Below are 15,278 nucleotides of genomic sequence, written 5' to 3'. Positions count from 1 at the left end.
TACCATTAAGACTCAAAGGATTATCGATATGAAAATTGAAAAGTTAATCGAACTTGCTAAATCTGCGCGCTCAAGAGCCTATGTGCCTTATTCTAAATTTCAGGTTGGCGCTGTGCTCATTACTGAAGATGACGAAGCAATTTTAGGCTGTAATGTCGAAAATGCGTCTTACGGATTAGCCAACTGTGCAGAACGCACCGCCATTTTTAAAGCCGTGTCAGAGGGCAAACGCAAATTTAAAAAATTAGTGGTTATTGGTGATACGGATGGTCCTATTTCACCTTGTGGTGCTTGTAGACAAGTCATCAGTGAATTTTGTGCTAAAGATATGCCAGTAATTCTGACCAATCTTCAAGGAAAAATCCAAGAGACAACCGTAGGTGAATTATTACCTTGGTCTTTTTCGCCAAATGATCTGGATTAGTTAGAATCAATTGCAAGTAAAATGGATAAAATTAGATATAAAAAGCCCCTTACCGTAGTTAAAACTTTTTTGACTATATTTTCATACATAAACGCAACTGAACGTTTATGTAATTTTTATATGATCAAGTTGATAAACTAATTTGATTTATTGTTTTAAGTGAGAGAGATAATGAGATTTGTAGATATTATTGAAAAAAAACGTGATGGCAATGCTTTAAGCACAGAAGAAATTCAATTTTTTATCACTAACTACACCAATGGCACCATTCCAGATTATCAAGTTAGTGCATTATTAATGGCCATTTATTATCAAGGTATGACATCAAAAGAGTGTGCAGATTTAACCAGTGCCATGATGCATTCAGGTGATACGGTTGATTTATCTTCAATCAACGGCATTAAAGTTGATAAACATTCAACTGGAGGTGTAGGTGATACCACAACTTTAGTACTTGCTCCACTCGTTGCAGCATTGGATATTCCCGTTGCAAAAATGTCAGGGCGTGGCCTTGGCCATACTGGCGGAACAAATGACAAATTCGAATCCATTCCAGGATTTAAAATTGAATTAGCTAAACAAGACTTTATCAATCAAGTCAATCAAAAAGGTGTCGCGGTAATCGGACAGTCAGGAAATCTAACTCCAGCAGACAAAAAACTGTACTCTCTTCGAGATGTGACAGCTACGGTTAATTCAATTCCATTGATTGCAAGCTCAATTATGAGTAAAAAATTAGCCGCAGGTGCAGATGCTATTGTGCTAGATGTGAAAACTGGTGACGGTGCGCTAATGAAAAACATGGCGGATTCCGAAAAATTAGCTCAAGAAATGGTCAACATTGGCAATCAAATTGGTCGTAGAACTATGGCGATTATTTCAGACATGTCTCAACCACTTGGTTATGCAATTGGTAATGCATTAGAAGTTAAAGAAGCTATTGACACTTTAAAAGGACATGGTCCTGCTGACTTAACTGAATTGGTGTTAACACTTGGCAGTCAAATGGTCGTATTAGCAAATAAAGCCAAAACACTTGATGAAGCACGGGAAAAACTGCAAGAGGTCATCAAAAATGGCAAAGCTGTAGAAAAATTTAAAACCTTAATCGAAGCTCAAGGTGGAGACAATTCTGTAGTTGACCATCCGGAAAAATTAGCCAGTGCGCCATATCAAATTGCCCTCCCTGCACTTAAATCAGGTTACGTTTCAAAAATTATTGCTGATCAAATAGGGATTGCAGCGATGCAACTTGGCGCAGGTCGAGCAACAAAAGAAGATATTATCGATCCAGCTGTTGGAATTATGTTACATAAAAAAGTAGGTGATAAAGTTGCCGAAGGTGAAGCATTGCTCACTATACATGCGAATACCGATAAAATTGATGCAATCAAACAAAAACTCTATGATAACATTACTATTAGTGATAATGCGATAGAACCGCAATTGATTTATAAAGTCATTACGGAATAATTATAACGCCAAAGGAGTTAGGAGGCACCATGTATCATTTACAATTATATAAAAAACTGTCACTGATTGCCATTTTAGGGTTATTTTCTGTTCATGCTTTGGCTGATCAATCAACCGATCAAACTTGGCAAAAAGACAAGCCTTACCGATTTACAATTTTACATACCAACGATCACCATGGTCGTTTTTGGCAAAATGATATTGGTGAATATGGACTTGCCGCTCAAAAAACAGTTGTAGATCAAATCCGCAAAGAAGTTGCAGCAAAAGGTGGTAAATTACTGTTACTGTCTGGTGGTGATATTAATACTGGTGTCCCTGAATCTGATGTGCAGCACGCGAAACCCGATTTTATTGGTATGAACGAAATTGGGTATGATGCTATGGCGGTGGGCAATCATGAATTTGATCATCCACTGCCAATCATTCGTGAACAACAAAAATGGGCTCAATTCCCATTTTTATCGGCCAATACTTACTTTAAAAACAGCGATAATCGTGTTTTTGATGCCTATAAAATGTTTAACTTAAATGGTATTAAAGTAGCCGTATTTGGATTGACTACAGACGATACCATCTTTTTAGCTTCTCCTAAAAATATTGACGGTATTGAATTTCGTAAAACCTTACCCGAAGCACAAAAAGTCATTGCTCAAATCAAGAAAACTGAACACCCTGATATGATTATTGCTGTCACTCATATGGGACATTATGAAAATGGTGAACACGGTTCAATGGCCCCTGGCGATGTTGAATTAGCTCGAGGACTGCCAACTGGCGAATTAGATATGATTGTTGGGGGACATTCACAAAACCCAGTTTGTATGGCAAGTCCTAACAAACGAATTACCGAGTACGTACCGGGTACACCTTGTGCACCTGATCAACAAAATGGCACTTGGATTGTTCAAGCCCATGAATGGGGAAAATACGTTGGTCGTGCCGATTTTATCTTTTTAAACGGTAAAATTACTCTAGAAAATTACCAATTAATTCCAATCAATCTAAAAAAAGAAGTGGATAACGGTAATGGAACCAAGCGTCTTGAATATTACACTAGTGAAATCCAACAGAACCAAAATTTGTTGGAAACCCTAAAACCTTATCAAGAACAAGGTAAACAGCAATTATTAGTAAAAACTGGTGCATTATCAGGGCGGCTTGAAGGCGATCGTGATGTAGTTAGATTCCAACAAAGTAATATGGGTCAATTCTTACTCAGTGCTTTTGTTGAAAAAACGAAAGCTGATGTTGGCATTATGTCGGGGGGAATGATTCGTGATTCACTAATTGAAGGTGATATTACTTATCGCGATATTCTCAAGGTTGAACCTTTTGGTAACAGCGTAGTCTATTTTGAATTAACTGGAAGCGAATTAATCGATTACCTTAACGTTGCGCTTAGCAAAAAACAGGGTTCAGGCGGTTATGCTCATTTAAAAAATATTACGTTAACTAAAGTGGGCAACAATATTGAAGATGTAAAAATTAATCATCAACCATTGGATCTGAAAAAAACGTATCGCATTGCGACTCTTGACTTTCTAGCTGCAGGAGGCGATGGCTACCCAATAACCAATACTTCACCCTCTTATGTGGATACCGGTTATCGAGACGCCGATGCAGTAAAACAATATTTTGAGTCACATTCCCCCATCAAGGCAAAAGATTATGAGCCTTTAAATGTTATTTTAGAAAAATAATCTTATGGTTTTATGGATTAAAATTATTAAGATAGACAATAAACGGCACTGATAACGATGATATTCAGTGCTTATCATTACGTAATTAGTCATAGAGATTTAATGTTGCTCTCAGCATATAGGTAATACAGAGGTATTTATGAACATGACCGAATTTCAACAAAACTGTTATAATATTGTGACCGATCCTAATTTGTCACCGAAACAAAAATCTAACCTACTTGCCTTAGCCGCTGAAAATCATTTACCTTATGTTAATTTGGATAAAGATACCAAGAAAGCTTTAGATGAACGTGTGATTTGTGACATGTTCGAAGGTCATGCACCTTATAAACCTCGTTATGTATTGCCTGATTATGCAAAATTTCTTCAGCAAGGATCGGAATACTTAGAACTCGAGCCGGCAAAAACGTTTGATGATGCATTAACTATGCTAACTATTGCTTATCATCATGTTCCATCGGTGACAGGTATGCCTGTTTATTTAGGATGTTTAGATCAAATCTTATTGCCTTATGTCGGTAATCTTAGCGAAGAAGATCTTTATCAACGCCTAAGACATTTTTGGGTAATGCTTGATCGCAATTTACCTGATGCGTTTATGCATGCTAATATTGGACCAACTGACAATGTTATCTGCCGTACTATTTTACGCGTTGATAGAGAACTTAAACAAGTCGCCCCTAATTTAACTTTTATTTATGATGAAAATATTACTCCGGAATCATTGCTATCCGTTGCCATAGAAAATATCTGTGAAACGGCTAAACCACATATCGCCAACAATAAGATGATCAAAAAAGATTTTGATGATAAAGGTTATGGAGTGGTGAGTTGTTACAACTCTTTACCTCTTGCAGGTGGTGGCAGTACTTTATCTCGAATTAATCTGAAAGAGGTGGCATTACGCAGTAAAAATATTGACGATTTTCTAGAAAATACCTTGCCTTATTATTGCTTTTTACAATTAAATTTAATCAAAGCAAGATCGGAATTTCTTTATGAGAAATCGAATTTCTTTACAAATAGCTTTTTAGTCAAAGAAGGATTAATTGACGCGACACGATTTGCACCTATGTTTGGTATCTATGCCATGGCTGAGGCGGTGAATATTCTACAAGAGAAATCTAACCTAGCTGGTCGATATGGTGTGGATGAAGAAGCTAATGAACTGGCTTCCACCATTTCTAAACAATTAGCCGACTTTATACATCGTCATCCAATTAAGTATGCCTGGCAAGGCAAAGCGATGTTGCATGCCCAATCAGGCATTAGTACTGATAGAGGAGCAACACCTGGTTTACGCATCCCGTATGGTCATGAACCAGATCCAGTTACCCATATTATGGCACTGTTCAAACATCATCAATATTATACATCGGGTATCAGCGATATTTTAACGATTGATAAGACCATTAAAAGTAATCCATCAGCCCTACTTCAAATCTGTAAAGCCGCATTTGAGTTTGGTTTTAGAGAATTTACGGCTAACATCAGTGGTAACGATTTAGTGCGTGTGACAGGCTATATGGTTAGACTTTCGGATATTGCTAAATATAAAAAAGAAGGCTCTCGCACTAATACAACATTCCTAGGTAGTGAAGCAGCCGAAGATACCGTAAATAATAGTTATCTATGCCGTACTCCACGAGTCATCAGTCATGAACAAGCCATGGGCAATCGTTAATAAAATGTTACCTTTTTCTTGTGTAGATGGTCCGGGAAACCGGTTAGTCATCTTTTTACAAGGATGTAATTTCAAGTGTTTAAATTGCCACAATCCTTATACTATTTCACGGTGTAAGGATTGTGGTGAATGTGTTGCTACTTGTCCTCATCAGGCGTTAACATTTATCAATAACAAAGTTATTTGGCAAAGCTCAACTTGCCAACAATGTGATACTTGTATAAACACTTGTAACCACCATTCAACACCGATGACTTACCGATACAGTATTGAAGATATTTTAAAACTCATACGCAAATATTTGCCTTTTTTAAATGGTATAACCCTCAGTGGTGGTGAGGCAACACTGCAATTAGCCTTTATTGAAAAACTGTTTAGTGAGATTAAAGGCGCTCAGGATTTAAAACACCTAAGCTGTTTTATTGACAGTAATGGATATTTACCTCAATTGGGCTGGCAAAAAATAGCCAAAGTAATGGATGGCGCAATGATTGATCTTAAAGCATGGGATAATCAAGTACATGAAGCATTAACTGGCAAGGGTAATTTAAGAGTTAAAAAATCAATTGAATATCTTGCAAAAATAAATAAATTATATGAAGTCCGATTTCTAATCATTCCTAAGCATACCGATTTACAGGATAAGGCCGAACACATAGCGCATTTTTTAAAGCAATTGGATGAAAATATAAAAATTAGAATCAATGCATTTCATCATCACGGAGTACAGGGTATAGCGAAAAACTGGCAATCGGCCACTCAAGATCAAATCGAATTGTTTGCCAAACAATTAAAAAATCACGGTTTATATAATATTACTCTTCCTAGCGTATATTTATAACTGCTATGCTTATAAACGTAAAATAATGAATGATATTTTACACATCATTAAGCCCAAAGAGTTATTACCAAAGATCCATTAAATAATCAATACATTAAATGATTACTCATGGCTTATTTAGCCTAAAAATTCTTATTAACGTTTCAAAATATTCACTTTTCGATTTGATCAATTAAAAATTCAATTAGATTAATATTTTGTACACATTGTGTAAGCAACATCCGGCTCTACAATAACGTTTCCTTCTACAATACCAACACTGTAGTATTTATAATTACCTAATACATCTTTCATAGAAGATACTTCATTTGTAAAGTAGAATTCATAATAGATAAAGTTTTTTAAATTGAGTACACCAGACAACATATCTCGACCTATAATATCTAAAGGTGCATAAAAATAGGTTTTACCCCATTCCGCAGTTAATCCCTCACCAATTGCTCTTCTGTATCCATTGCCTTTTACATAATAGTTATCGTTCGTTGTAGGAATGTAAGCTAAAGGAGAATTTGTTATCTCAGCTCGTGTTGGCAATCTATCATTATTTTTTTTACATAATTTATTTGAGTCTTGCCAATTACCAATCGGGTTATTTAAGAAATATAACCAATGTTTGATAGAAAAAGTGTAATAAAACTGGGCTAACGTTCGATTATTCGTAACTAATATCACAAATTTATCACCTTGATCGGGAACATTGTCAGTAAATTTAAATTCACTTTTAGAATCAGAGTTTGAAGCACGAAAAGTATTAACTAATGAATTATTAGGATTTTTTACCAATGTGTAACTATAGTCTGATATTGGATTTACAGGTACAATTCTGAAACGAGCCTCTGGAAAAGCATAGGTTGGAAAGTAATTACCATTTTGATCTTTTGCTGTAGCTATAAAGCCTTTATGAATAGTAAATTGATCACTGTTATAAGGAGGATCCACACTTATTGTATCCGCACCATAAGGTGCATAGTTATCCCCTTCGTTCCATCCATTATTTGTAATCAAGGCGAGTACACCGGGTCTAATGTAACAGATACCATCATCAGCACTCACTTGAAATGTTTTAGACACTTCTTTTGGTTGTGAAGTGTCAGGATCACCGTACTGAGTTTTAGCAATAAATTGAATGGTCAATTTTACCGAAAGATTTGCCTTAACGGTAGACGAATTACACACATCACTACCGAGTGATGCAGTGGAATCAGAGGGAATGATGTTATCGTTTTGATCGCGCCATTCTGCATTAATCGATTGAATGATGAAACTATCGACATTAGCAATTTTATCACCATCCACATCATAAATATCACTATCATTTAAACTTGAAGTATCAATACCAAATGAATAAAGGCTAGGTGAAGTATTATAGGCAACAGAAATCTTATTTGCTGTACCAGGAGAAATAATCGCAGGATCTAGACCATCAATTTTTAATTTAAACTGAATTCCGTTTAATACTTTTTCATCAGCGGTTTGACGTATTTCGGGTGCATTTCCAATGATTTTATTTACGGTCTGGGCAGAAAGAATAGCGGACGATTCATTAACCCAACTAAACAGCATCATAAAGAAAAAAGTAATACGTTTTAACAGTCTGGGAAAAATAAAGTTTCTATACAAACGAATAGAAGGATTCATTACTTTTTCTTTACTCATAAATTTCCTCATAAATTTTAATAAATTGATGAATTCAAAATTTATAGAATGAAAAACTCAGTTTTAATTAAATGATAAATATGACTTATTACATTTATTATCTATCAAAAGACAATATTAAATGCCGATACTAATAACTAAATTTATCCATGAGAAGGTAAAAATTAAACTGAGTAGAACTTAGATTTGATATTATGTGTTGCTTAATATTATTTTATAAAATCATAATGTTAATAACATTAGAAAAATATAAACTTTAGACAAATAATCGAAAAGCAAAATAAAAACAGTTAGTGTTAACTAAAAAAATAGAAGCTTAACTTTGCTAATTTAACTTAGTTTGTAAATATACGTTAAGAATACAGATGTGATTATTTTATAATATAACTTAGTTAAGTTGTCAATATGCTATTAATTAAGGGATATAAATCCCTTAATTAACAATATATTACTTATTTTTGTTGAATGCTACAGCAAAGGCGTTGCCCATTGCGCTATTAGCCTGTGTTGCAATTGGGCGATGTTTATTATTAGATGACGCACTTAAAGATTTATTATTCTCCACTTTAGAAGTTGCTGCTTCATCTAAACGCATTGATAAAGCAATACGTTTACGAGCAATGTCCACTTCCATCACTTTCACTTTAACAATATCGCCAGCTTTTACTATGGTTCGAGGATCATCAACAAATTTATTGGATAACGCCGAGATATGAACTAGACCATCTTGATGTACGCCAATATCAACAAAAGCCCCAAAATTAGTCACATTCGTTACAGCCCCTTCCATAATCATGCCTATTTTTAAATCTTCCATTGTTTCGATATTATCGGCAAACTGTGCAGTTTTAAATTCAGGTCTAGGATCGCGTCCTGGTTTATCTAATTCTTTAATAATGTCCGTTACGGTTGGAACACCAAAATGGTCATCAACGTAATCAACCGCTTTTAATGATTTTAGATAATTTGAATCACCTAAAATCTCTTTTAAAGTTTTATGATTTTTCTCTAAAATGCGTTCAACAACAGGATATGCTTCCGGATGAACCGCCGATGCATCAAGTGGATTTTTACCATTCATAATACGTAAAAAACCAGCACATTGCTCAAACGCTTTTGGACCTAAACGACTAACTTTTAACAACTGTTTACGATCGGTAAATTGACCGTTTTCATTGCGCCAATCAACAATATTTTTGGCAATAACTTTATTTAGTCCAGCAATACGCGCAAGTAACATCATTGATGCCGTATTTAAATTAACCCCTACCGCATTCACCCCATCTTCAACTACGGCATCAAGCTTTTTGGCTAACTGAGTCTGACTCACATCATGTTGATATTGTCCTACACCAATGGATTTTGGATCGATTTTTACCAGTTCCGCTAATGGATCTTGCAAACGACGAGCAATGGATACCGCACCTCGGATTGATACATCCAAATCCGGGAACTCTTGGGCAGCAAGTTCCGATGCGGAATAAACCGATGCTCCTGCTTCGCTGACAATGACTTTTTGTCCTTTAACTTCTGGATACTTTTTCTGAACATCCAGATAGAATCGTTCAGTCTCACGAGATGCCGTACCATTACCAATAGCCACTAATTCCACTTGATATTTAGTGCAAAGTGCAGCAACCATCATTGCTGCTTTATCAGCTTGTCCAGTGTGAGGATAAATCGTTTCGGTAGCAATTAGTTTACCTGTAGAATCCACAACAGCAATTTTTACACCTGTTCGTAATCCTGGATCCATACCCATGGTGACTTTCATACCAGCAGGCGCAGCCATTAACATATCATGTAAATTAGCTGCAAATACATTAATTGCTTCCTCTTCCGCACGTTCGCGTAAAGTGGTCATCAATTCGGTTTCCATGTGCATTAAAATTTTAATACGCCAGGTCCAGCTGATCACGGCTTTGCGCCATTTATCGGCAGGCTCATCATTCAATCGAATGCCTAAATGTTCAGAAATAAGCTGCTCGCAATAGCTCTCCTTTGGCGTTTCGTCAAATTGAGGATCAGCGTTTAACGACAGGTGTAAAATACCTTCGTTGCGTCCTCGAAACATCGCTAACGCACGGTGAGACGGGACTCTAGAAATAAGTTCACTTTGCGCAAAATAATCACGAAATTTAGCGCCCTCTTCTTCTTTACCAGCTACAACTTGCGAAACCAAGTTGGCATTATTCCACAGATAATGACGCACTTTAGCGAGTAAACTCGCATCTTCTGCAAATCGTTCCATTAAAATATAACGAGCACCATCCAATGCGGATTTAGTATCAGCTATACCTTTATCTTTATTAAGATATTGTTTAGCTTCATTCTCAGGATCCAACGTTGGATTTTGCCACAAACTATCAGCCAATGGCTCTAATCCAGCCTCGATCGCAATTTGACCTCGAGTACGGCGTTTTGGTTTGTAAGGTAAATAGAGATCTTCAAGTTCCGTTTTACTTAAAGTTTGGCTAATACTTTGGCTAAGATCTGACGTCAATTTACCTTGTTCATCAATTGACTTTAAGATGGTTTGTTTACGATCTTCGAGTTCGCGTAAATAACTTAATCGGTTGTCTAAAGTACGTAACTGGGTATCATCAAGACCACCTGTAACTTCTTTACGATAACGGGCAATAAAAGGAACAGTACTGCCTTCGTCTAATAATTGTATGGCCGCTAAAACTTGTTCTGGTTTTACGGTGAGTTCACCAGCTATAATATGGCTAATTTGAGTATTTATCATAGTATCTCAGTATATTATCGATTAACGGAATTTAATTTAATCATGCAAAAAGCTAATTATATAACAAGAGAAGGTTATTTGGCACTTGATCGTGAATTGAAATATTTATGGCGGGAAGAGAGACCTCGCGTTACTCAAGCCGTATCCGATGCCGCAGCACTAGGTGATCGCAGTGAAAACGCAGAATACATTTACGGTAAGCGAAGATTGCGAGAAATCGATAGACGTGTTCGGTTTTTAACAAAAAGATTAGAAATATTAACCATTGTTGATCCAGATCCAAAACAAGAAGGCAAAGTCTTTTTTGGCGCTTGGGTGAAATTAGAAGATGATGCTGGCAAATCGCATATTTATCGTATTGTTGGTGCTGACGAATTTGATCCCAAAAAAAATTGGATTTCCATCAATAGCCCCGTTGCCCGAGCGTTAATTGGTCATAAAGTGGATGATGAAATATCGGTCATAACACCAAATGGTAACACTTTTTTTTATATTTTAGAGATCAGTTATTCTCAATTAAATGAATAATGATTTTAACCACCTCATGATAAAAAAGAAGAATATTCATATCATGTACTGATTTTTTCAATAAAAAATAAGCAACCATATTGATTTGAGGTTAACGACTTGAAAGAATAAAAAATTAATTGAGATCATTTTTTACTGGGATAATGAACATGTTTCAAATCCAATAAATACTATTCCATACTTTTACAAATTTACTTAAGTAGTGATCAACAATATGCATGTAAATAGAAGATGTTAGCTACAAATTATGAATTATTAAGGTTACAATTACAATAATTTTTTATTATGTATCATCAAAATTATGATTACAGTCAATCATTTATACATATTTCCAATTAAATCACTTTCAGGTCTCTCCTTGCAAACCTCCAATACCGTTGATGGAGGTTTTGAACATGATCGAATCATGATGATAAGTGAACCTGATGGAACATTTATAACCGCCAGAGAATTTCCCCAATTGTTAAAGCTTCGAACATCGGTTGTGGGTAATGAGGTATCTGTTTCGTTGCCTTCATTAGAAAAAATTTGTTTTAATTTGGATGAATTTTCGAAAAATGTTGAACCAACCGAAGTGTGGGGTAACCATTTTACTGCGCAAATTGCGCCAATTAGAGTGAATCAATTTTTTAGTCATTTTCTTCAAAAAGATGTGCAATTACGCTGGGTTGGTTCTAATCTAACAAGACGAATCAAACGCTATCCACAAACAGCGGTAAGTTTTGCTGATGGTTACCCTTATTTATTATTAAATCAAGCTTCCTTTAATTATTTGCAGCAACAGTGCCCTGTTAAGCTTGATATCCAACAATTTCGAGGCAATATTATTATTGATGGTGCATTACCTTTTGCCGAAGATGGTTGGAAAACAATTAAAATTGGTGAAGTCCTGTTTGATATCATAAAACCTTGTACTCGTTGTGCATTAACCACATTCAATATCAATTCAACAGAACCATTACCTAATAATGAACCTTTAAAAACATTAGGTTACTTTAGATCGAATTTGGAAGGAAATATTAATTTTGGCATGAATATGATTGCTCGAAATCATGGAACAGTATCTGTCGGTGATAAAGTTGAAATACTTGAACGCCAACCCGCTACCCGTTATATTAAGAATTTTCCTAAAGAACAACCAAGTAACCATCAATCTTGCATTATTACTTTTGAAAATACAAAATTTGAAGGTAGTAATCAACAAACGCTATTAGAGCAACTTGAACAACAGTCTATTTCACTTCCCTATTCGTGTCGGGCTGGTGTATGCGGTCGATGCTCAGTGTTATTAAAAAAAGGACAAGTTAAATCCTTAACGCAATCTGGAGTTAAACAAAATAACACCATTTTAGCGTGCAGTTGTATACCTATGAGTGATATCGTCATACAATTATTAAAATAATTACATAAGAATCAATGATATTTTTAATCAATGTAACGAATAGATTATTCGTGCAATATTAATATGAAGTTAGCATCAACGTTTAAGTATTTCTTGATTTTATTCAGTTTTATCTCTACTTCTGTCTTTTATTTGGATCACGATAAAGTTGTATTTAACGATTTAAGAAAGGAAAAAATTTTTTAACAATTAACACAGACTCATTTAACCAATCTCACTTACCTATAAGTTATATTCAATTGGCTCATACCTTGAGTAAGGCAGATTTTAATCAATGCAGTAATGTACTTGATTTAAAATCCAGGTAAAGCATTATTTTGTTTCTGTTCCATGTAAATTGAAATCTAAATTACAGTATAAATACAGAAATGGATTAAACAGTAATGAGTAGAATATAGCTACTCATTTTAATTAAATATGATTAAGAAATCGCCTTCAATGCTATTTGTTCCTCATCTAAAACCATTGAATTTTCAGGATGGGCATGTTGTTGCGCTAAAATAAGTCGATCATTCATTACTTTAATCGCCTCTGAAAAATAAAACGTTTTATTCATTGAGAAAAAAGTTGGTTGAGCAATGATACACAGTGATGCAAGTTCACCAACCTCAACAACCAACATACAAACTTCAAATCCATCTTCTTGCATATGAACTTTAACAATATCAGCCACTTTTGGTATATATGTAACGGATTGTTGAGAAAAGTACCAACTTTTTGGCATTTGAGGTTTTAAAAAATTAGCTGCGACAATGCCGTTAATTGATAATTGAATTTTTTGTGATTCTGTCAAATTTAATGAATGACAACTATTGTGAAATTGGTAATAAGATGCAGCATCACTAACAGAAAATGAAAACTCACTGAAAACATCAGGAATTAACATTTTACTTGGGTAGCAAGAACGGAACAACATATCAGATGAAACTTCCAGCATTAAACTATCGTATTCACGATCAAAATACCAACGCCAACCATCAGTTGGTCGAAAAGCCATCTTCATTGATATATTACCTCCGCAATATAAGTAAATGATAGAATATAACATAATTTGAATAAGAAATAAATAAAAAATTATAATAAAAAAATTTTAATTATCTAATTTTTAAAAACTTTATACTCATATTTGATCAATAAAAATGATTTCAATACGCTGTTTTGACTATTTTTAGATCTAAATGTATTAAATACTTTTTTTATTGAAACGTAGGTGTAATCTCAAACTTTTTTACAACATTAACCAACAAAAAAGGTGCCATTTGGCACCTTTTGTTTTCATTCCAATCAAATTGACTCAGTAATTAACTGGCTACATTAATACGTTTCATATCCGTCATGTAGCTGCGTAGTTTGCGACCTACTTTTTCAATTGGATGATTGCGGATCTCTTCATTTACATCACGTAATTGGGCATTATCGACACTACCTTCAGGTATGGCTTTACCAAGGTCACCCGCTTGCAACATCGGCATAAATTTTTCTTTTAAAAGTGGTACAGCCGCATTAGCAAAAAGATAATTTCCATATTCAGCGGTATCAGAAATGACTACATTCATTTCATATAAACGTTTACGGGCAATTGTATTAGCAATCAATGGTAATTCGTGTAAGGATTCATAGTAAGCAGATTCAGGTAAGATTCCTGATTCAAGCATGGTTTCAAAAGCAAGTTCAACACCCGCTTTAACCATAGCAACCATCACAACACCTTGATCAAAGTAGGCTTGCTCATCAATTTTGCCTTGGTATTCTGCTGCTTTTTCAAATGCTGTTTCACCCGTTTCTTTACGCCATTTTAATAAGTTAGCATCATCATTTGCCCAGTCTTTCATCATCGTTGAAGAAAATTCCCCAGAGATAATGTCATCCATATGTTTACGGTAAAGATCGGTCATGATCACTTTTAATTCTTTAGCTAATGCATTAGCACGCAATTTAGCAGGATTTGATAAACGATCCATCATTAACGTAATACCACCTTGTTTTAATGCTTCGGTGATAGTTTCCCAACCAAATTGTAATAATTTACAGGCATAAGCAGGATCTACACCATCTGCAACAAGTTTATCAAAACAAAGCAATGAACCGGTTTGTAACATACCGCAAAGAATGGTTTGTTCGCCCATTAGATCGGATTTAACTTCGGCAACAAATGATGATTGTAAAACACCAGCACGATGTCCACCAGTAGCAGCAGCCCATGCTTTAGCGATTGCTAAACCTTCACCTTTTGGATCGTTTTCTGGATGAACAGCAATAAGTGTCGGCACACCAAATCCACGTTTGTACTCTTCACGCACTTCAGTACCTGGACATTTTGGTGCAACCATGACAACGGTAATATCAGAACGAATTTTTTCGCCTACTTCAACAATATTAAACCCATGAGAATAACCCAGTGCAGCACCTTGTTTCATTAATGGTTGCACAGCTTTAACCACAGCAGAATGTTGTTTGTCTGGCGTTAAATTAATAACAAGATCCGCGGTAGGAATAAGTTCTTCATAACAACCAACTTTAAAACCATTTTCAGTTGCTTTTTTCCATGATGCGCGTTTTTCAGCAATGGCTTCTTTACGTAATGCGTAAGAGATGTCCAATCCTGAATCACGCATATTAAGTCCTTGATTCAGACCTTGTGCACCACAACCTACAATAACAATTTTTTTACCTTTTAAAAAATTTGCTTCTGAAGCAAATTCATCACGATCCATAAAACGGCATTGTCCTAGTTGTTCTAATTTTTCACGTAAATTTAGGGTATTAAAATAATTTGACATCATTCTCTCCATGAGTTGGATTGTTTATATTCGAA

At 35.1% G+C, this 15,278-nt stretch carries 10 protein-coding genes and 1 pseudogene; 7 read left to right on the top strand and 4 right to left on the bottom strand.

The window, feature by feature from the left end:
- Positions 1-4 precede the first annotated feature (4 nt).
- From J3U19_RS09975 to J3U19_RS09955, 5 genes are all read left to right on the top strand, one after another.
- Positions 5-424 carry a cytidine deaminase gene (locus tag J3U19_RS09975; RefSeq protein ID WP_416380215.1) on the top strand — a complete coding sequence of 140 codons (420 nt, stop codon included), beginning with the start codon at positions 5-7 and terminating at the stop codon, positions 422-424.
- Positions 425-595: 171 nt separating this feature from the next.
- Positions 596-1,897, top strand: coding sequence for a pyrimidine-nucleoside phosphorylase (locus J3U19_RS09970; protein WP_267346195.1), 1,302 nt, complete (start codon positions 596-598; stop codon positions 1,895-1,897).
- 29 nt (positions 1,898-1,926) lie between these two features.
- The gene (gene ushA, locus J3U19_RS09965) at positions 1,927-3,600 is read left to right on the top strand and encodes a bifunctional UDP-sugar hydrolase/5'-nucleotidase UshA (RefSeq protein ID WP_267346193.1); all 1,674 of its coding nucleotides are present in this window, start codon (positions 1,927-1,929) and stop codon (positions 3,598-3,600) included.
- 139 nt (positions 3,601-3,739) lie between these two features.
- Entirely contained in the window at positions 3,740-5,287 is a 1,548-nt protein-coding gene (locus J3U19_RS09960) for a YjjI family glycine radical enzyme (RefSeq protein ID WP_267346191.1), read from the top strand.
- The gene (locus J3U19_RS09955; RefSeq protein WP_267346190.1) at positions 5,262-6,128 is read left to right on the top strand and encodes a YjjW family glycine radical enzyme activase; all 867 of its coding nucleotides are present in this window, start codon (positions 5,262-5,264) and stop codon (positions 6,126-6,128) included. Before J3U19_RS09960 ends, J3U19_RS09955 begins: the two co-directional genes overlap by 26 nt.
- 189 nt (positions 6,129-6,317) lie before the next feature.
- Here J3U19_RS09955 and J3U19_RS09950 read toward each other — a convergent pair whose 3' ends face one another.
- Together J3U19_RS09950 and J3U19_RS09945 are read right to left on the bottom strand one after the other, a co-directional pair.
- Positions 6,318-7,784 (bottom strand): hypothetical protein, encoded by a 1,467-nt coding sequence (locus J3U19_RS09950; RefSeq protein ID WP_267346189.1) that lies wholly within the window; start codon positions 7,782-7,784, stop codon positions 6,318-6,320.
- A 583-nt stretch (positions 7,785-8,367) separates the two neighbouring features.
- Positions 8,368-10,533: pseudogene (locus J3U19_RS09945) on the bottom strand (Tex family protein); the annotation flags it as partial.
- Positions 10,534-10,575: 42 nt separating this feature from the next.
- Here J3U19_RS09945 and greB point away from each other — a divergent pair.
- The gene (gene greB, locus J3U19_RS09940; RefSeq protein WP_267346188.1) at positions 10,576-11,061 is read left to right on the top strand and encodes a transcription elongation factor GreB; all 486 of its coding nucleotides are present in this window, start codon (positions 10,576-10,578) and stop codon (positions 11,059-11,061) included.
- 301 nt (positions 11,062-11,362) lie between these two features.
- Complete coding sequence (locus J3U19_RS09935; protein WP_267346187.1) at positions 11,363-12,463, top strand: YcbX family protein; 1,101 nt, start codon at positions 11,363-11,365, stop codon at positions 12,461-12,463.
- Between the two features lie 421 nt (positions 12,464-12,884).
- Here the strand turns inward: J3U19_RS09935 and J3U19_RS09930 are convergent, their stop codons facing one another.
- Both J3U19_RS09930 and ilvC read right to left on the bottom strand, forming a co-directional pair.
- Positions 12,885-13,466, bottom strand: a complete 582-nt coding sequence (locus tag J3U19_RS09930) for a cell division protein ZapC domain-containing protein (protein WP_267346185.1) — start codon at positions 13,464-13,466, stop codon at positions 12,885-12,887.
- A 298-nt stretch (positions 13,467-13,764) separates the two neighbouring features.
- On the bottom strand, positions 13,765-15,243 hold the full coding sequence (gene ilvC, locus J3U19_RS09925) for a ketol-acid reductoisomerase (RefSeq protein ID WP_267341858.1): 1,479 nt from the start codon (positions 15,241-15,243) through the stop codon (positions 13,765-13,767).
- Positions 15,244-15,278: the final 35 nt, after the last annotated feature.

It is taken from the genome of Gilliamella sp. B2828, assembly GCF_026537125.1.
Classification (GTDB): domain Bacteria; phylum Pseudomonadota; class Gammaproteobacteria; order Enterobacterales; family Orbaceae; genus Gilliamella.
The sequence above is the reverse complement of the archived record's forward strand: the minus strand, read 5'-3'. Positions and strand labels throughout refer to the sequence as shown.

Coding starts and splice junctions, on each gene's coding strand:
- J3U19_RS09970 (WP_267346195.1), top strand. CDS start 596: ATGAGATTTGTAGATATTATTGAAAAAAAACGTGATGGCAATGCTTTA.
- ushA (WP_267346193.1), top strand. CDS start 1,927: ATGTATCATTTACAATTATATAAAAAACTGTCACTGATTGCCATTTTA.
- J3U19_RS09960 (WP_267346191.1), top strand. CDS start 3,740: ATGAACATGACCGAATTTCAACAAAACTGTTATAATATTGTGACCGAT.
- J3U19_RS09955 (WP_267346190.1), top strand. CDS start 5,262: ATGAACAAGCCATGGGCAATCGTTAATAAAATGTTACCTTTTTCTTGT.
- J3U19_RS09950 (WP_267346189.1), bottom strand. CDS start 7,784: ATGAGTAAAGAAAAAGTAATGAATCCTTCTATTCGTTTGTATAGAAAC.
- greB (WP_267346188.1), top strand. CDS start 10,576: ATGCAAAAAGCTAATTATATAACAAGAGAAGGTTATTTGGCACTTGAT.
- J3U19_RS09935 (WP_267346187.1), top strand. CDS start 11,363: ATGATTACAGTCAATCATTTATACATATTTCCAATTAAATCACTTTCA.
- J3U19_RS09930 (WP_267346185.1), bottom strand. CDS start 13,466: ATGAAGATGGCTTTTCGACCAACTGATGGTTGGCGTTGGTATTTTGAT.
- ilvC (WP_267341858.1), bottom strand. CDS start 15,243: ATGTCAAATTATTTTAATACCCTAAATTTACGTGAAAAATTAGAACAA.